The sequence below is a fragment of the Thiohalocapsa marina genome, assembly GCF_008632335.1.
Lineage (GTDB): Bacteria > Pseudomonadota > Gammaproteobacteria > Chromatiales > Chromatiaceae > Thiohalocapsa > Thiohalocapsa marina.
This window is the reverse complement of sequence record NZ_VWXX01000004.1, coordinates 54,015-72,429: the sequence shown is the minus strand read 5'-3', so window position 1 is coordinate 72,429 and position 18,415 is coordinate 54,015. Positions and strand designations below refer to the sequence as shown.

Sequence of the window (18,415 nt, the reverse complement as noted above, 5' to 3'; positions counted from 1 at the left end):
CATGTTGCTGTGGCTGACAGACTGGCTGGGCGAGTACAACAGCGGCTTCTACGTCTTCCGCTACCTGACCCTGCGCGCCATCCTCGGGGTCCTCACCGCGCTGGTCATCTCGCTGGTGATCGGCCGGCCGCTGATTCGCTGGCTCAGCAGCTACAAGATCGGCCAGACGGTCCGTGATGACGGCCCCAGGAGCCACTTCTCCAAGGCCGGCACGCCAACCATGGGAGGCACGCTGATCCTGGTGGCCATCGCCGTCAGCACGCTGCTGTGGGCGGATCTGGGCAACCGGTTCGTCTGGGTGGTGCTCATCACCACCATGGCCTTCGGTGTCATCGGCCTGGTGGATGACTACAAGAAACTGGTGCTGCGCGATCCCAAGGGCCTGGCCGCGCGCTGGAAGTACTTCTGGCAGACGGTGGCCGGCCTGGCCGCAGCCATCTATCTGTATGCCTCCGCCACCACCCCCGGCGAGACGGCATTGCTGGTGCCCTATCTGAAGGACGTGAGCCTGCAGCTGGGCCCGCTGTTCATCCTGTTCGCCTACCTGGTCATCGTCGGCAGCAGCAATGCGGTGAACCTGACCGATGGCCTGGACGGCCTCGCCGTGCTGCCGACGGTGATGGTCGCCGGCGGGCTGGGCATCATGGTGTATGCCGCCGGGCACGTCGGCATCGCCGATTACCTGAAGATCCCCTATGTGTCCGATGTGGGTGAGGTGGTGATCTTTTGCGGTGCCATCGCCGGCGCCGGTCTGGGCTTTCTCTGGTTCAACACCTATCCCGCCCAGGTGTTCATGGGCGATGTCGGCGCGCTGGCCCTCGGCGCTGCCCTGGGTGTGGTTGCCGTGGTGGCCAAGCAGGAGCTGATCCTGATGGTGATGGGCGGGGTCTTCGTGCTCGAGACCCTGTCGGTGATGCTGCAGGTGGCCTCGTTCAAGCTCACCGGCAAACGACTGTTGCGCATGGCGCCGCTGCATCACCATTTCGAGCTGAAGGGATGGCCGGAGCCAAGGGTGATCGTGCGCTTCTGGATCGTCACGGTGGTGCTGGTGCTGATCGGCCTGGCCAGTCTGAAGATCCGATGAGCCTTGATGCCACAGCGTTGCCTCCCGCGGGCTCCCGGGTCCTGGTGGTCGGTCTGGGCAAGACCGGGCTGTCCTGCGCCCGCTGGCTGCTGGCGAGGGGTTATCGGGTGGCGGTGACGGACAGCCGCGACGCCCCCCCGGGCCTTGAGACATTGCGGGCCGAGCTGCCCGATGCCGCGGTGATGCCCGGCGGCCTGGACCCGACGGCATTCGCCGCGGCGGACCTGATCGTACTCAGCCCCGGGGTTTCGCTGGCGGAGCCGCCGGTGGCGCAGGCCCTTGCGGACGGGCGGCCGGTGATCGGCGACATCGAGCTGTTCGCGCGGGCCGCGACGGCGCCGGTGGTGGGTATCACCGGCTCCAACGGCAAGAGCACGGTAACGACGCTGCTGGGGCTGATGGCTGACGAGTCCGGTCGACGGGTCGCCGTGGGCGGCAATCTCGGTGCGCCGGCACTGGACCTGCTGGACGCCGGGGTTGAACTCTATGTGCTGGAGCTATCCAGCTTCCAGCTCGAGACCACGCACAGCCTGGCCCTGCGCGCGGCGACGGTGCTGAACCTGTCGCCGGATCATCTGGATCGTCACGGAGACCTGGCCGGCTATGCCGCGGCCAAGCGACGGATCTTCACCCACGCCAAGACCGCCGTGGTCAACCGCGATGATCCGGTCGCGGCCGCGCTGGCGGACGACGTGGCCGACCAGCTGGGATTCACACTGGAGGCGCCGCAGCGGATTGGCGACTATGGTGTCGCGGTGCACGACGGCCGGCCCTGGATCGTACGCGCCGGCCACGACGGCCACGCGCCGCTGCTGCCGGTGGATGAACTGCGTCTGTGCGGCCGGCACAATCTGGCCAACGCCCTGGCGGCGCTGGCGCTGGGTGGCCTGTGCGGCCTGGACCCGGCGGCGATGTGCCGGGTGCTGCGGCGGTTTCGCGGCCTGCCCCATCGGGGAGAACTGGTGGCGGAGGCAAACGGCGTGCGCTGGATCAATGATTCCAAGGGCACCAATCCCGGGGCGACCGCCGCCGCGCTTGACGGGCTGGTGCCGGCTCCGGAGCCGAGTCCGGCTCCGCACTCAGAGCAGGGCCGGGCGGTGCTGATCGCCGGTGGCGATTGCAAGGGGGCCGACTTCGGTGCATTGGCGGTCGTGGTCGCCCGCAGCGCCCGCGCCGTGGTGCTGATCGGTCGGGACGCGCCGCGGCTTGAGGCCGCCCTGGCCGGAACCGTACCCTTGCTGCATGCGCGCGACATGGACGACGCGGTCCGGCTCGCCGCGGCGCAGGCGCGGCCGGGGGATTGCGTGCTGCTGTCCCCCGCCTGTGCCAGCTTCGATATGTTCGACGACTACCAACAGCGCGGACGGCTCTTCGCCGCCGCCGTGGAGCGGTGGCTGACATGACATCCATCCTGGCGACCAGGCCAGCGGCAAGGGCCGTGCCGCGAGGGCACCAGTCGCCCCATCAGCCACGCCTGGACGGGCTGGGGGCGGGGCTCGATCTGGGTCTGCTGATCTGCGTCGCCTTCCTGCTCGGTCTCGGCTTCGTCATGGTCACCTCGGCATCCATGCCGATTGCCGATCGCAATTACGGCGATCCGTTCTTCTATGTGCTGCGGCACGGCTTTGCCCTGGGCCTGGCGTTGATCTGCGGGGCGTTGTGTTTTGCTGTGCCACTGCATGCCTGGCAGCGTGCCGCCCCCTGGCTGCTGGCGCTGGGCATCGCGCTGCTGGTGCTGCTATTGCTGCCGGGGGTGGGCCGGACCGTGAACGGCGCAACCCGCTGGGTGCCGCTGGGGGTGTTCAGTCTGCAACCATCTGAATTGCTGAAGTTCTTCGCCACGCTGTACGTCAGCGACTACATGGTGCGACGCCGGCTCGAGGTGCAGACCAGCTTCTCCGGTTTCTTGCGGCCGATGGTGTCCATCGGCATCGCCTGCGCCCTGATCATGGCCCAGCCCGACTTCGGTACTGCGGCGGTGATCCTGATGACGGTGATGGGGCTGCTGTTCCTCGGCGGCGTCAACCTGCGCTACCTGGGGTTGCTGGTGCCGGCGGTGGCGGGGTTGCTGGTGATGCTGATCCTGGTGGAGCCGTACCGGCTGACCCGCGTGACCTCTTTCCTGCGCCCCTTCGATGACCCGTACAACACCGGCTACCAGTTGAGCCAGGCGCTGATCGCCTTCGGCCGCGGCGAATGGCTCGGCGTCGGTCTGGGCAATGGCATCCAGAAGCAGTTCTACCTGCCGGAGGCGCATACCGATTTTCTGCTCGCGGTCATCGGCGAGGAGTTCGGCCTGCTCGGCGTGCTGCTGATCATCGCGCTGTTTGCCTTCATCGTCTGGCGGGCCTTCGACATCGGCGCCCGCGCCCATGCCCGAGGGGCACTGTTCTCCTGCTATCTGGCCCACGGCTTCGGTCTGCTGCTGGGCATGCAGGTCTTCATCAACGTCGGTGTCAATACCGGGCTGTTGCCCACCAAGGGCCTGCCGCTGCCGTTCATGAGCTACGGCAGCAATGCCCTGATCGTCGCCGTGATGATGGCGGCGGTGCTGCTGCGGATCGATTTCGAACTGCGCCGCCGCAAGGGCGAGCCCATCCCGAACGGCCGCGTGCAGCCGGTGTTGCGGAGCAGGCGATGGTCGCGCGCATAGCCGTGATGGCCGGTGGGACCGGCGGCCATGTGTTTCCGGCGCTGGCCGTGGCCGAGGCCCTGCGTGATCGGGGCGCCCAGGTGTTCTGGGTCGGTACCCGCTCCGGCATGGAGGCGCACCTGGTGCCGCAGCACGGCTTCGACATCGAGTGGATCGATATCGAAGGCATCCGCGGCAAGGGCCTGCGGCAGGCGCTGGCCGCCCCCTGGAAGCTGACGAGGGCGCTGCTGCAGGCGACGGCCCTGTTCCGGCGCCGTGCACCGGAGGTGGTGCTCGGCATGGGCGGTTTCGTCTCCGGCCCCGGCGGGCTGGCGGCGCGCATTCAGGGGCGACCCCTGGTGATCCAGGAACAGAACAGCGTGCCCGGCATGACCAACCAGTGGTTGTCAAGGCTGGCTGCAGGCGTCTTCGAGGCCTTTCCCGGCAGCTTTCCCCCGGGCCGGCGGGCGCTGGCCTGCGGCAACCCGGTTCGCGCCGGCATTGCGGCACTGGCGCCGCCGGCGGAACGGTTCGCCGCCCGTTCGGGGCCTCCCCGGCTGCTGGTCATCGGTGGTTCCCTCGGCGCCCGGGCCCTGAACCGGATGGTCCCCTGCGCGCTTGGGCGGTTGCCGGCGGCGCAGCGGCCCCTGGTCCGGCACCAGGCCGGTGTCCGGACCCTGGACGAGGCCGAGCGCGCCTACGCGGATGCCGGCGTCGCAGCGGAGGTCACCGCGTTCATCGACGACATGGCCGAGGCCTATGCCTGGGCCGACCTCTGCGTCTGCCGTGCCGGCGCCCTGACGGTGTCGGAACTGGCGGCGGTGGGGCTGCCTGCCATCTTCGTGCCCTTCCCTTATGCCGTCGACGATCATCAGGTAGGCAATGCCCGCTTCCTGAGCGACGCCGGCGCCGCCGAGTTGATCATCGAACGGGACCTGACCCCGGAGGGGCTCGCCGGGTCGCTGTCGGCGCTGCTGGCCGATCCGGCCCGGCGCCTGGCCATGGCCGAGGCTGCGCGGGCGCGGGCATCGACGGATGCGGCGGCGGTGATCGCCGACGCCTGCCTGCGTTTCGCTGGCGCAGACGATGTATCTGATGCCGGGGCGTCGGGCGACGCGATGCCGGGTCATGCGACCTGGTCCGGCAAGGCCGGAGAGCGCCGGTCATGACGGCGCACCTGACCCACAGCGCCAGCCACATGGGGCGGATCCGCCGACTGCATTTCGTCGGCGTCGGCGGTGCCGGCATGAGCGGGGTCGCCGAACTGATGGCCAATCTCGGCTACCAGGTGCAAGGCTCCGACCAGCGCGACGGCACGGTGGTGGAGCGGTTGCGCCGGCTCGGCATCGAGGTGTTCATCGGCCATCGCGCCGGCCAGGTGCGGGATGTGGATGCCGTGGTGGTCTCCACCGCCATCGACGAGGCCAACCCCGAGATCCGCGCAGCCCGGGCGGCGCGCATCCCGGTGGTGCGTCGCGCCGAGATGCTCGCCGAGCTGATGCGCTTCCACTACGGCGTCGCGGTGGCCGGCACCCACGGCAAGACCACCACCACCAGCCTGATCGCCAGCGTGCTGGCGGAGGGCGGCCTGGACCCGACCTTCGTCATCGGCGGGCTGCTCAACAGCGCCGGTACCAATGCCCGTCTCGGCAGCAGCAAATACCTGATCGCGGAGGCGGACGAGAGCGATGCCTCGTTCCTGTTCCTGCAGCCGGTGATGGCAGTGGTCACCAATATCGATGCCGACCACATGCAGACCTACGGCAACGATTTCGACCGGCTGCGAAACACCTTCGTGGAGTTCCTGCACCATCTGCCGTTCTATGGCCTGGCGGTGCTGTGCGTGGACGACGACGAGGTGGCGTCGCTGGTGCCTACCCTGGCGCGACCGGTGCGCACCTACGGCACGCGTGCGGACGCGGACATCCGCGCCGACAATATCCGGCAGCAGGGCACGCGGATGCTGTTCGACGTCCGGGCGGACGGCAGCGCGCCGCTGTCCGTGGAACTGAATCTGCCGGGTCGGCACAACATGCTCAACGCCCTGGCGGCGATCGCGGTCGCCCTGGAACTGGGCGTCGAGCCGACGGCCATCCAGCGCGCGCTGTCGCGTTTTCAGGGCATCGGCCGGCGCTTCGTCGTCACCGCGGCCCGCACCGAGCAGGGTCGATCGCTGCAGCTGATCGACGACTACGGCCATCACCCGCGCGAGGTGGCCGCCACCATGGCGGCAGCCCGCGGCAGCTGGCCCGGCCGGCGCCTGGTGCTGGTGTTCCAGCCGCATCGCTACTCGCGCACCCAGGAGCAGTTCGACGACTTTGCCCGGGTGCTGTCCGATACCGACGTACTGGTGTTGTGCGAGGTCTATCCGGCTGGCGAACAGCCCCGTCCGGGGGCCGACGGCCGCAGCCTGGCGCGGGCGGTGCGTCAGCGCGGTGGGGTCGAGCCGGTGTTCGTCGAGGCCCTTGACGATGTGCCCGAGGTCCTGCAGCGGCTGGTGCAGGAGGATGACCTGGTGCTGTTCTCCGGTGCCGGCGACATCGGCGTCCTGGCGGCGGGGCTGGCCCGGCGCTGGGGCTGGGGGGGCGGCGCATGATGTCCCTGCGCACCTTCGGTGGCGACCTGTCGGGCGCGGCCTTGCGCGGTGAACTGCGCCTGGCGGAGCCCCTTGCCAGACACACCAGCTGGCGGGTCGGCGGTCCGGCGGCGCGCCTGTACCGGCCCGCCGATCGTGACGACCTCATCCGCTTTCTGCGCGCTCTGGATGAGGATGAGCCGTTGTTCTGGCTCGGGCTTGGGAGCAATCTGCTGGTCAGCGACGCGGGCTTCGCCGGCACGGTGATCCAGACCCGTGGATGCCTGACGACGCTGGAACTGATTGCACCGGACCGACTGCGTGCGGAGGCAGGCGTCGCCTGTGCGCAGGCGGCACGCCTGGCCGGGCGTCATGGCCTGGTGGGCATCGAATTTCTCGCCGGCATCCCGGGTACCATCGGCGGCGCGCTGGCCATGAACGCCGGCGCCTGGGGCGGCGAGACCTGGCCACGGGTGGCGTTGGTGCGTACCCTCGACCGCCATGGCCAGGTGCGCGAGCGCCTGCCGGAGGCGTTCGAGATCGGTTACCGGCAGGTCTCCATGCCGCCGGGAGAGTGGTTTCTGGAGGCGGAGCTGGTGCTCGAGCCCGGCAATGCCGCCGCCGCCCAGGCCACCGTGCGGGCGCTGCTCGAACGCCGTGCCGCCACCCAGCCCACGGGCCTGCCCAGTTGTGGCTCGGTATTTCGCAACCCGCCGGGGGACCATGCCGCGCGGCTGATCGAAGCGGCCGGGCTCAAGGGCCGGCGCATCGGCGGCGCCCAGGTCTCGCCCAAGCACGCCAATTTCATTATCAACACCGGTGACGCCAGTGCCGGGGATATCTCCCGGCTGATCCGCCTCGTACAGACCGAGGTAGAGCGTTGCTGCGGTGTCCAACTGATACCCGAGGTGCATCGGGTCGGGGTCTTTGCCGATGAAACTTGATCCGAATGCCTTTGGCAAGGTGGCCCTGCTGATGGGAGGGCAGGCTGCCGAGCGCGCCATTTCGCTGAAAAGCGGACATGCCGTGCTGGCCGCGCTGACGCGGCTCGGCATCGACGTGCACCCCATCGACCCGGGCGCGGACCTGCTGGAGGTGTTGCATCGCGAGGGCTTCCAGCGCGCCTTCATCATCCTGCACGGGCGCGGCGGCGAGGACGGCCAGGTCCAGGGCGCCCTGGAGACCATCGGTCTGCCCTACACCGGATCCGGCGTGCTCGGCTCCGCCATCGGCATGGACAAGTACCGCAGCAAGCTGATCTGGCATGGTGCTGGCCTGTCGACGCCGGAGTTTGCTTTGCTGTATGGTTCGGCAGATTTGCCGCGGGCGCAGGCCCTGGGGTTTCCGCTGATGATCAAGCCGGCCAACGAGGGTTCCAGCATCGGCATGGCCCGGGCCGACGATGCCGACTCATTGGCCTCGGCCTGGGCCGAGGCGGCGCGGTATGACGAGGCGGTGCTGGCGGAACGCTGGGTGCAGGGGCCGGAGTACACCTGCGCCATCCTGCAGGGCGAGGCCCTTCCGCTGATCCGGCTGGAGACGCCGCATGCGTTCTACGACTTCGACGCCAAATATCAGGCCGACTCGACGCGCTATCTCTGTCCCTGCGGTCTGGAACCGGCGCATGAGCGCGCGCTGCAGGCCCTGTGCCTGCGGGCCTTCGACCTGGTCGGCGGCAGCGGCTGGGGGCGGGTGGATCTGATGCTGGACGCAGACGGGACGGCGCAGTTGCTGGAGGTCAATACCGTGCCCGGCATGACCGACCACAGCCTGGTGCCGATGGCGGCCAAGGCCGCCGGCATCGACTTCGACACCCTGTGCGGGCGCATCCTGCAGACCAGTCTGCGACCGTCGCCGCGCGGGAGCGAGCCGCGGTGATGCCGCTGTCGTCCGTGGCCATGCGCGGATTGCCAGAGCTGCTGCCGGAGTCGGCGGGCGCCGAGTCGCTGCCGGGCCGCTGGGCGCTGCTGGCGCGGCTGGTCACCGCCGTCGTGCTCCTCGGTACCCTGGCCTCGGCCGGCTTCATCGCCTGGCAGTGGGAGCCACGATTGCTGCCCATCCGCGGCGTCAAGGTGGAGGGCACGATGCGGGGCCTGTCGCGGGAATCGCTGCAGCAGACCATTGTCGACAACATCTCGGGTGGCATCCTGACACAGGATCTGCAGGCGTTGCGCGATCAGGTGCGGGATCTGCCCTGGATCGAGCAGGCGAGCGTGCGGCGGGTCTGGCCTGATCGCATCGTGTTCACGGTGCGCGAGCACGAGGCCATGGCGCGCTGGGGCGAGAATGGCCTGGTCACCGCCGACGGCGTCGTGTTCCGGCCCCGTGATGGCCTGTTGCCGGCGGGGTTACCGCGTCTGGACGGCGCCGACCAGATGGCGCCGGAGGTCGTTCGTCGTTTCCAGCGCTGGCATGGGCGTCTGGCGGAGCTGGGCCTGATCATCGACAGCCTGACCCGGGACGCCCGTGGCGACTGGAGCATCGAGCTGTTGGGGGGTACCGAGTTGTACCTCGGCACGGATGATCTGGAGGCCCGCTTCGAGCGATTGCTCGCCGCCTATCCGCAGGTGGAGGCGATCGGCATGCCGATCCGCATCGATCTGCGCTACAGCAATGGATTCGCCGTTCGCTGGTTGCCCCGTGCCAATGTCGGGGTCGGCTCGGAGCGCATGGCCTCAATCACTATACGGACCCGGAGTTGACTGGCATGGCCAGAAGAAACGAAAAAAATCTCGTCGTGGGACTCGATGTCGGCACCTCCAAGGTCGCCGCACTGGTGGGGGAGATCAAGGCCGATGACACCATCGAGATCGTGGGCATCGGCACCCATCCCTCCAGGGGCCTGAAAAAGGGCGTGGTGGTGGATATCGAGTCCACCGTGCAGTCTATCCAGCGCGCAGTGGAAGAGGCCGAGCTGATGGCCGGCTGCGAGATCCACTCGGTCTACGCCAGCCTTGCCGGCAGCCACATCCGCAGCCTGGACTCCCATGGCATCACCGCCATCAAGGAACACGAGGTGGCGCAGGCCGACGTGGACCGTGTGATCGACGCGGCGCGGGCGGTGGCCATCCCGGCGGATCAGAAGATCCTGCACATCCTGCCGCAGGAATTCATCATCGACAATCAGGAGGGGATCCGGGAGCCTATCGGCATGTCCGGCGTGCGCCTGGAGGCGCGGGTGCACATGATCACCGGCGCCGTCAGCGCGGCGGAGAACATGATCAAGTGCATCCGCCGCTGCGGTCTCGAGGTGGAGGATCTGGTGGTGGGGCAGCTGTCGTCGAGCTACTCGGTGCTTGGCGATGACGAGAAGGAACTGGGGGTGTGCGTCATCGACATCGGCGGCGGCACCACCGACATCGCCGTATTCACCGACAGCGCCATCCGCCACACCAAGGTGATCCCCATCGCCGGCGACCAGGTCACCAACGATATCGCCGCGGCCCTGCGCACACCGCGCCAGCATGCCGAGGAGATCAAGATCCAGCACGCCTGCGCCCTGTCATCCGAGGGCGTGAGCGAGAACATCGAAGTGCCGAGCATCGGCGAGCGACCCGCGCGTCAGCTGTCGCGGCAGACCCTGGCGGAGGTGGTCGAGCCTCGCTACGAGGAACTGTTCAGTCTGGTGCGCAACGAACTGCGTCGCAGCGGGTTCGAGGATCGCGTGGCCGGCGGCATCGTGCTCACTGGCGGCAGCGCCAAGATGAACGGTGTGCTGGAACTGGCCGAGCAGGTGTTCCACACGCCGGTCCGCCTCGGTCTGCCCCAGTACGTCACCGGCCTGGAAGAGACCATCGCGGATCCGATCTACTCCGCCGGAGTCGGCCTGTTGCTCTACGCCCAGCAGCATCGCTTTGCGGCCGGCGCAGACCTTGCCGAGCAGGCCGGCCTGTGGGCGCGGCTGCGACGGTGGTTCGGCGGGGAGGGCTGACGTATCGACAAGCGAGTCGACACGCATCGCTTCCATCAACATTCTGGTAGAACAAGGCTATAGAGGAGAGATTTATGTTTCAGCTCATGGATACCCAGACCCAGGCGGCGGTCATCAAGGTCATCGGCGTCGGCGGCGGTGGCGGCAATGCGGTGAACCACATGGCGGCCGCAAACATCGAGGGCGTCGAGTTCATCTGCGCGAACACGGATGCGCAGGCGCTCGAGAACGTCACCGTCAAGACCATCCTGCAACTCGGCTCGGGCATCACCAAGGGGCTCGGCGCCGGCGCCGATCCGGAGATCGGACGCAAGGCGGCGGAAGAGGATCGTGACCGCATCAAGGAGGTCCTCGAGGGCTCCGACATGGTCTTCATCACGGCCGGCATGGGCGGTGGCACCGGTACCGGGGCGGCGCCGGTGGTGGCCGAAGTGGCGCGCGAGCTGGGCATCCTGACCGTGGCCGTGGTGACCAAGCCGTTCCCGTTCGAGGGCGGCAAGCGCAGCAAGGTGGCGGCGCAGGGGGTCTCGGAGCTGGCCAAGTACGTCGATTCGCTGATCACCATCCCCAACGAGAAGCTGCTGCAGGTGCTTGGCAAGGACATGACCCTGCTCAGCGCCTTCAGCTCCGCAAACGACGTCCTGCTGAACGCGACCCAGGGCATCGCCGAGCTGATCACGCGTCCCGGACTGATCAATGTCGACTTCGCCGACGTCAAGACCGTGATGTCGGAGATGGGCGTGTCCATGATGGGCACAGGTGCTGCCAGTGGCGAGAACCGCGCGCGGGAGGCCGCCGAGGCCGCGATCAACAGCCCGCTGCTGGAGGACATCGACCTTGCCGGCGCCAAGGGCATCCTGGTCAACATCACCGCGGGCCTGAACCTGTCCATCGGCGAGTTCGACGAGGTGGGCAACACGGTGCGCGACTTCGCCGACGAGGATGCCACTGTCGTGGTCGGCACGGTCATCGATCCGGAACTGGAGAACGAATTGCGGGTGACCGTGGTGGCGACAGGTCTGGGCGACCGCCTGGCCCAGCGCAGCACGCCGAAGATGCGTCTGGTAAACACCGCGACCCGCGACGAGGAGGCCCTGGCGCCGGACTACCACGACATGGAAAAGCCTGCCTATGTTCGCAACAAGCCCGCGGCTGCGGCGCAGAGCGAGTCCGCGGCGGCGGATCTGGACTATCTGGACATCCCGGCGTTCCTGCGTCGGCAGGCGGACTGACGACGGGGCCGGAAGCGGGGATACCCGGCCTGTCCGGGATATCCGCCGGCCCCTGCTCAAGGTGATCAGTCTGCGGAACCACCGAGCAAAGTCAGCGGCTTTGGGCGATGAGCAAATTGGTGCTTGATCAGGGTTCGGGAAAACCCTAACATGCGCAGTAATGCCGTCCGGGTGCCCTGATGACTGCCGTCAGCGGGCGCCGGGGCGGGAATCTGACCCGCCACGGCGACATTGCGCCCGGAACCGGTCCCGCAGGGAGAAAAAGCATGATCCGCCAAAGAACGCTTAAGAACGTGATCCGGGCCACTGGGGTCGGACTGCATACCGGCAACAAGGTCTACCTGACCCTGCGGCCAGCAGCGGCCGACACGGGGATCGTGTTCCGTCGTCTGGATCTGGAGCCGCCAGTGGACATCCCCGCCTGTCCGCTGCATGTGGGTGATACCCGGCTGTCGACCACGCTGATCAATGGCGACGCGCGCATCTCCACGGTGGAGCACCTGTTGTCAGCCTTCGCCGGTCTGGGCATCGACAACGCCTTTGTCGATGTCAGCGCCGCGGAGGTGCCGATCATGGACGGCAGCGCGGGGCCATTCGTGTTCCTGATCCAGTCCGCCGGCATCGAGGAGCAGAACCGGGCCAAGCGATTCATCCGGATCAAGCGGGAGATCCGGGTGGAAGACGGCGACAAGTTCGCCCGCTTCGAGCCCTTCGAGGGGTTCAAGGTCAGTTTTTCCATCGACTTTGACCATCCGGCCTTCACGTCGCGCACGCAGATGGCGGCGGTGGACTTCTCCAGCACCTCGTTCGTCAAGGAGGTCAGCCGCGCACGCACCTTCGGCTTCCTGCGTGACATCGAGGCCCTGCGCCAGCAGAACCTGGCTCTGGGCGGGAGCCTGGACAATGCCGTTGTCGTCGATGACTTCCGCGTGCTGAACGACGACGGCCTGCGCTACGAGGACGAATTCGTCCGGCACAAGATCCTCGACGCCATCGGCGACCTGTATCTGCTGGGCCACTCCCTGATCGGTTCGTTCCATGGCCACAAGTCCGGCCATGCCTTGAACAACCGCCTGCTGCGCGCATTGCTTGCCGATCGCAGCGCCTGGGAAGAGGTCACGTTCGACGATCCGGCCCAGTTGCCGATCAACTATGCCAATCCGGTGCTGATCGGCTGATGTGTGTGGCGACGCTGGAGAGTCGGCGGCCTCAGTCCTGCGACTCCGGCCGCTCCGACTGGCCCGACTGGCGGACATGCCCCGCCAGTCGCCTGAGGCTGTCGGAGAGCACTGAATCGCCGAGGCAGTCGGCGGCCTGGCGGAGCAATTCCGCCGCTTCCGGTCCGGGAGGTTGCGGCGCAGACCGGCGCGTGCCGGTCGCCGGCCCCGACGGCAGGGGCGCAACGCGCACCTGGCAATCCCGCACCACCCAGCCTTCGGTTTCCAGGGCTGCACAGAACTGAGGCGACAGAAACCTCAGTCGTCCCGCCCAGACGGGGGAATCAACCGACACGATCAGGCGCCCGGCCACCAGCGTGGCCTGGCGACAATGCCCCTGCAACTCGCGGGGTAGGTGTGCACGCAGCGCGAGCAGCAGGCGCTCGCGTCGCTGGATCTCGTCGAGCAGCGCCGAGACGGCGTCGCTCTGGCGAAGGAAGCCGCGGATGTGTTGCGTGCGCAGGGTCATGGCTCGGATGCGTTCTACCGTCGGTTTGGTGTGACAAAGATAACGAAGACGACATGTGGGGAGGGCCCCTGGTTCGCGGGGTCCTGATGAAGAACGAAACGACATGATACGGCGTTCACCAATGCGACGACTGAATCGACGACAGATCCCGCTGCAGAAGCAGCGAGGCTACAGTTCCGTGATCCTGCTGGTGATGGTCGGCATCGCGCTGGCGGCGGGCGGTCTCGGCTTCTGGCTGGGCAAGGTCCGGCTGGCGCAACCGGCCGCAGGCGGCGACTTCGCGCTGCAGGCACCGGCCCTCATGCGCGCCTATCCGCAGCCGGATCCGGACCCGGGCTCGCCCTCGGACAGCGGCGGATCCCTCAACACCTCCATCGACGTCCTGGCCGTCCGTGTCGCCGAGATGCAGGCGGAGATCCTGCGGATGAACGCCCTCGGCCGACGACTGGTGGAGATGGCCGGCCTGAACGCGGACGAATTCGATTTCGACAACCCGCCCCCGGCGGGCGGCCCGGATGACCTGCGCGCCCGCGGCAACCGCATGGACGAGGTGGCGCAGGACCTGGCGAAGGTGCTGGCAGAACTGGACGACCGCCGCAGCAAGCTGGCGCTGCTCGAGACCCTGATCATGGATCGCGACCTGCGTGGCCATACGGTGCCGGAGGGCTGGCCGCTGAAGACCGGCGGTGTCGTGACCTCGAAGTTTGGCTTCCGCCGACACCCCATCACCGGTCGTCGCAGCATGCACCTGGGCATCGACATCGCCGGGCGCACAGGCGCGGACATCGTTGCCATGGCGGACGGCCTGGTGACCTTCTCCGGGCGCAAGAGCGGGTACGGCAACATCGTCGAGGTCCGCCATGCCAACGGGCTCGAGACCCGCTATGCCCACAACCTGGCCAACGTGGCCAAGGAAGGGGATCTGGTGCGCAAGGGCCAGGTGATCGCCAAGCTCGGCTCCACCGGGCGGTCCACGGGACCCCATGTCCACTTCGAGGTGCGCCGCAACGGAGAGGCCATCGATCCCGAGCAGTATCTCGACCTGACCCAGCCCTCCCGTCTCGCGCGTCTGTAGTCTCCAGTCGATGCGCGGGGAAGCGCGAACGCTCTTGTTGCCCGTCCGGGCCCTGCGTTTGGGCGGGCTTTAGGTTACACTGAGCGGATTTTTTCACCGTCGATTTTTTATCGTCCCAGGGGGCGCCCGTCTGGGCAGGATGTCATGGCTTTCAATCCATTCAAGAAGATTTTTGGCAGTCGCAACGAACGCCTGGTCAAGCGTCTGCTGAAGAGCGTCGACTCGATCAACACCCTGGAGGCCGATCTCGCCGCGCTATCCGATGATGCACTGCGGGCCCGCACGGCCGAGTTCCGCGAGCGCCTCGCCGCCGGGGCGAAGCTGGACGATCTGTTGCCTGAGACCTTCGCCGTCGTGCGCGAGGCGGGCAAGCGGGCACTGGGCATGCGCCATTTCGATGTCCAGCTGGTTGGCGGCATGGTGCTCAATTCCGGCCGCATCGCCGAGATGCGCACCGGTGAAGGCAAGACCCTGGTTGCCACGCTGGCGGCCTATCTGAACGCGCTGCCCGGCAAGGGCGTGCACGTGGTCACCGTCAACGACTACCTGGCCCGTCGCGACGCGGCCTGGATGGGGCAGGTGTATCACTTCCTGGGCCTCAGCGTCGGTGTCATCAACTCCTCCGGCGGACTGGGGCCGGATGCCGCCTCCTATGTCTATGCACCGGAGTTCGAGCCCACCGACGACCTCGGCTACCGCCATCTGCGACCGGCGACGCGGCGCGATGCCTACCACGCCGACATCACCTACGGCACCAACAACGAGTTCGGCTTCGACTACCTGCGCGACAATATGGCGTTCACGCCGGAGCAGCGGGTGCAGCGCGATCCCCATTTCGCCATTGTCGACGAGGTGGACTCCATCCTCATCGACGAGGCGCGCACGCCGCTGATCATCTCCGGGCCGTCGGAGGGCAACACCGATCTCTACCAGAAGATCGACCGGATCATCCCGGGCTTGACCCGCCAGGACCCCATCACCAACGACGAGGGCAAGCCGGACTTCGGCCCCGGCGACTTCTCGGTGGACGAGAAGGGCCGCCAGGTGTACCTGAGTGAGGACGGCCACGAGAAGGTCGAGGCCATGCTCATGGACCTCGGCCTGCTGGCGGAGGGCGAGAGCCTGTACGACGCCGCCAACATCATGCTGATGCATCATGTCTATGCGGCCCTGCGCGCCCATGTCCTGTTCCAGAAAAACGTGGACTACATCGTCCGCGACGGCCAGATCATCATCGTCGACGAGTTCACCGGCCGCACCATGCCCGGCCGGCGCTGGTCCGAGGGTCTGCACCAGGCGGTGGAGGCCAAGGAGGGCGTGCCGATCCAGCAGGAAAACCAGACGCTGGCCTCCATCACCTTCCAGAACCTGTTCCGGCTATATCCGAAGCTGGCGGGCATGACCGGCACCGCCGACACCGAGGCCTATGAGTTCCAGCAGATCTACGGCCTGGAGGTGGCGGTCATCCCCACCAACATGCCGATGGTCCGCGACGACCGCGGCGACCTGGTCTATCTGACGCAGAAGGAGAAGTACCAGGCCATCACCGAGGACGTGCAGGACTGCGTCCAGCGCAAGCAGCCGGTGCTGGTGGGTACCGCGTCCATCGAGACCTCGGAGTTGGTGTCGAAGATGCTCGACGAGGCCGGTATCGCGCACGAGGTGCTCAACGCCAAGCAGCATGAGCGCGAGGCGGGCATCGTCGCGCGTGCCGGCGAGCCCGGCGCCGTGACCATCGCCACCAACATGGCCGGTCGCGGCACCGACATCGTGCTCGGCGGCAATCTGGATGCCGAGCTGGAGGCGGCCGCGGACGAGGCCGATGGCGAGCGTATCCGCGCCGACTGGAAGGCGCGTCATGCCCAGGTCATCGCCGCCGGCGGGCTGCACGTGATCGGCACCGAGCGCCACGAGTCCCGGCGCATCGACAACCAGCTCCGGGGCCGTTCCGGACGCCAGGGCGATCCGGGCTCCAGCCGCTTCTACCTGTCGCTGCAGGACAACCTGATGCGCATTTTCGCCTCCGAGCGGGTTGCGGCCATGATGCAGAAGCTCGGCATGCAGGAAGGCGAGGCCATCGAGCATCCCTGGGTCACCCGCGCCATCGAGAACGCCCAGCGCAAGGTGGAGGGACGCAACTTCGACATCCGCAAGCAATTGCTCGACTACGACGATGTCGCCAACGACCAGCGCAAGGTCATCTACCAGCAGCGCCGCGAACTGATGGACGGCGACGGTATCGCCGAGACCGTCAAGGCCATGCGCGCCGACGTGCTCAATGAGATCATCGATGCGCACATCCCGCCGCAGAGCCTGGAGGAGCAATGGGACGTGCCCGGCCTGGAGGCGGCGCTGGTGGATGCCTTTGGCGGCGAATGGCCGATCCAGCAATGGCTCGACGCGGACCACAGCCTGCATGAAGAGACCCTGCGGCAGCGCATCGCCGACGAGATCGACCGCCACTACGCCGACAAGGAACAGATGGTCGGGGCGGACACCATGCGTCAGATCGAGAAGGCCGTGATGCTGCAGACCCTCGACACCCAATGGAAGGATCATCTGGCGCAGATGGACTATCTGCGCCAGGGCATCCACCTGCGCGGGTATGCGCAGAAGAACCCGAAGCAGGAATACAAGCGCGAGGCCTTCGAGATGTTCTCCGCCATGCTGGCGAGCATCAAGCAGGAGGCGGTCAAGACCCTGCTGCGGATGCAGGTGCAGACCCCGGACGAGGTGCCGGCCATGGCGCCGCGGCCCCGGGAGTTCGAGTTCAAGCACGAGGAATTCACCGGTCTCGGTGCCGCGGCGGATGCGGCGGGCGAGCCGGCGGCGGCAGGCGGTGCCGGTCCCGGCCAGCAGCCAGGCCAGCGACCGGAGCACCAGCCGTTCGTGCGCGACGGTCGCAAGGTTGGTCGGAACGAACCCTGCCCCTGCGGCTCTGGCAAGAAGTACAAGCAATGTCACGGGCGGGTCTCCTGAGTCCGATGGAGACGCTTGCCATTGGCGGGATTCGGCTTGCCAGCGTCGCCGCGGGCATCCGCTACCGCGACCGTGACGATCTGGTGCTGATGGCCTTGCCGCCGGGGGCGGCCACCGCCGCCACCTTCACCCGCAACGCCTTCTGCGCCGCGCCAGTGACGGTGGCCCGTGAGCATCTGGCCCGGGCGGACGCCCGCTTCCTGCTCATCAATGCCGGCAATGCCAATGCCGGCACCGGTGCGCGTGGCCTGGCGGACGCCCGCGCCACCTGTCAGGCGCTGGCGGACCTGGCCGGTTGCGTTGCCGGCCAGGTGCTGCCTTTCTCCACCGGCGTCATCGGCGAGGACCTGCCGGTGGCGCGCATGCGCGACGCGCTGCCGGCGGCGCTGTCGGGGCTGCGTGAGGACGGCTGGGCGCAGGCGGCGCGGGCAATCATGACCACCGACACGGTACCCAAGCTGGCGAGCCGTCGGTTCCGGCTGGGGGCCGATGGTCCCGAGGCGACGCTGGTGGGCATGGCCAAGGGCGCCGGCATGATCCGTCCGGACATGGCCACCATGCTGGCGTTCATCGCCACGGACGCCGCCGTGGCGGCCCCGCTGCTGCAGCAATGTCTGGAGCACGCTGTGGCGCAATCGTTCAACTGCATCAGCATCGACGGCGACACCTCCACCAACGACGCCTGCGTGCTCACCGCCACCGGCAGCCTGGGCAACGCCGTCATCGACAGTGCCGGCGGCGATGCCTGGCAGGCCTTGTGCGAGGCGGTGGACGCCATCTGTGCGGACCTGGCCACGGCCATCGTGCGCGATGGCGAGGGTGCCACCAAGCTGGTCAGCGTCGAGGTGACCACGGCCGCCAGCGCGCACGAGGCGCGGGCGGTGGCGGACGCCATCGCCCATTCGCCTCTGGTGAAGACGGCCCTGTTCGCCGGCGATCCGAACTGGGGGCGCATCCTCGCCGCCGTCGGTCGCGCCGGCGTCGACGGGCTGGACATCGAGGCGGTCCGCATCTGGCTGGACGATTGCCTGATCGTGTCCAGCGGCGGTCGCGATCCCGGCTACCGGGAGGCGGACGGCCAGCAGGTGATGGCCCGCGACAGCTTTGCCATCCGCGTGCATCTGGGCCGTGGCGATGCGCAGGCCCGGGTGCTGACCTGTGACCTGTCCTGCGAATACGTCCGCATCAACGCCGACTACCGCAGCTGAGGCCGCTGCCCGG

At 67.8% G+C, this 18,415-nt stretch carries 15 protein-coding genes; 14 read left to right on the top strand and 1 reads right to left on the bottom strand.

The window, feature by feature from the left end:
- Nucleotide 1: 1 nt before the first annotated feature.
- The 11 genes from mraY (at nt 2) to lpxC (ending at nt 12,632) form a co-directional block, all read left to right on the top strand.
- Nucleotides 2–1,084: a phospho-N-acetylmuramoyl-pentapeptide-transferase gene (mraY, locus tag F2Q65_RS04415; protein WP_150090837.1), complete on the top strand. Its 1,083-nt coding sequence runs from the start codon at nt 2–4 to the stop codon at nt 1,082–1,084.
- The gene (gene murD / locus F2Q65_RS04410; RefSeq protein WP_150090835.1) at nt 1,081–2,487 is read left to right on the top strand and encodes a UDP-N-acetylmuramoyl-L-alanine--D-glutamate ligase; all 1,407 of its coding nucleotides are present in this window, start codon (nt 1,081–1,083) and stop codon (nt 2,485–2,487) included. The genes mraY and murD overlap by 4 nt, the downstream gene beginning before the upstream one ends.
- Nucleotides 2,484–3,737, top strand: a complete 1,254-nt coding sequence (ftsW, locus tag F2Q65_RS04405) for a putative lipid II flippase FtsW (RefSeq protein WP_150090833.1) — start codon at nt 2,484–2,486, stop codon at nt 3,735–3,737. The genes murD and ftsW overlap by 4 nt, the downstream gene beginning before the upstream one ends.
- Nucleotides 3,722–4,885, top strand: a complete 1,164-nt coding sequence (murG, locus tag F2Q65_RS04400; protein ID WP_150090831.1) for an undecaprenyldiphospho-muramoylpentapeptide beta-N-acetylglucosaminyltransferase — start codon at nt 3,722–3,724, stop codon at nt 4,883–4,885. The genes ftsW and murG overlap by 16 nt, the downstream gene beginning before the upstream one ends.
- Complete coding sequence (gene murC / locus F2Q65_RS04395; RefSeq protein ID WP_150090829.1) at nt 4,882–6,312, top strand: UDP-N-acetylmuramate--L-alanine ligase; 1,431 nt, start codon at nt 4,882–4,884, stop codon at nt 6,310–6,312. Before murG ends, murC begins: the two co-directional genes overlap by 4 nt.
- Complete coding sequence (gene murB / locus F2Q65_RS04390; protein ID WP_246155964.1) at nt 6,309–7,235, top strand: UDP-N-acetylmuramate dehydrogenase; 927 nt, start codon at nt 6,309–6,311, stop codon at nt 7,233–7,235. The genes murC and murB overlap by 4 nt, the downstream gene beginning before the upstream one ends.
- Nucleotides 7,225–8,169, top strand: a complete 945-nt coding sequence (locus F2Q65_RS04385) for a D-alanine--D-alanine ligase (protein ID WP_150090827.1) — start codon at nt 7,225–7,227, stop codon at nt 8,167–8,169. Before murB ends, F2Q65_RS04385 begins: the two co-directional genes overlap by 11 nt.
- Nucleotides 8,169–8,993: a cell division protein FtsQ/DivIB gene (locus F2Q65_RS04380; RefSeq protein ID WP_150090825.1), complete on the top strand. Its 825-nt coding sequence runs from the start codon at nt 8,169–8,171 to the stop codon at nt 8,991–8,993. The genes F2Q65_RS04385 and F2Q65_RS04380 overlap by 1 nt, the downstream gene beginning before the upstream one ends.
- Nucleotides 8,994–8,998: 5 nt before the next feature.
- Nucleotides 8,999–10,222, top strand: a complete 1,224-nt coding sequence (ftsA, locus tag F2Q65_RS04375; RefSeq protein ID WP_150090823.1) for a cell division protein FtsA — start codon at nt 8,999–9,001, stop codon at nt 10,220–10,222.
- Nucleotides 10,223–10,296: 74 nt separating this feature from the next.
- Complete coding sequence (gene ftsZ / locus F2Q65_RS04370) at nt 10,297–11,454, top strand: cell division protein FtsZ (protein ID WP_150090821.1); 1,158 nt, start codon at nt 10,297–10,299, stop codon at nt 11,452–11,454.
- A 266-nt stretch (nt 11,455–11,720) separates the two neighbouring features.
- Nucleotides 11,721–12,632: a UDP-3-O-acyl-N-acetylglucosamine deacetylase gene (gene lpxC, locus F2Q65_RS04365; protein WP_150090819.1), complete on the top strand. Its 912-nt coding sequence runs from the start codon at nt 11,721–11,723 to the stop codon at nt 12,630–12,632.
- A gap of 31 nt (nt 12,633–12,663) precedes the next feature.
- On the opposite strand, the gene F2Q65_RS04360 is transcribed toward lpxC, so the two are convergent.
- Complete coding sequence (locus F2Q65_RS04360; protein ID WP_170265515.1) at nt 12,664–13,140, bottom strand: DciA family protein; 477 nt, start codon at nt 13,138–13,140, stop codon at nt 12,664–12,666.
- A 121-nt stretch (nt 13,141–13,261) separates the two neighbouring features.
- Here F2Q65_RS04360 and F2Q65_RS04355 point away from each other — a divergent pair, with 121 nt between their 5' ends.
- The 3 genes from F2Q65_RS04355 (at nt 13,262) to argJ (ending at nt 18,402) form a co-directional block, all read left to right on the top strand.
- Nucleotides 13,262–14,215: a M23 family metallopeptidase gene (locus F2Q65_RS04355; protein ID WP_246155962.1), complete on the top strand. Its 954-nt coding sequence runs from the start codon at nt 13,262–13,264 to the stop codon at nt 14,213–14,215.
- 144 nt (nt 14,216–14,359) lie between these two features.
- Nucleotides 14,360–17,194: a preprotein translocase subunit SecA gene (secA, locus tag F2Q65_RS04350; RefSeq protein ID WP_150090815.1), complete on the top strand. Its 2,835-nt coding sequence runs from the start codon at nt 14,360–14,362 to the stop codon at nt 17,192–17,194.
- A complete protein-coding gene (argJ, locus tag F2Q65_RS04345) occupies nt 17,173–18,402 on the top strand; it encodes a bifunctional glutamate N-acetyltransferase/amino-acid acetyltransferase ArgJ (RefSeq protein WP_150090813.1) in 1,230 nt (409 codons plus the stop codon). Before secA ends, argJ begins: the two co-directional genes overlap by 22 nt.
- Nucleotides 18,403–18,415: the final 13 nt, after the last annotated feature.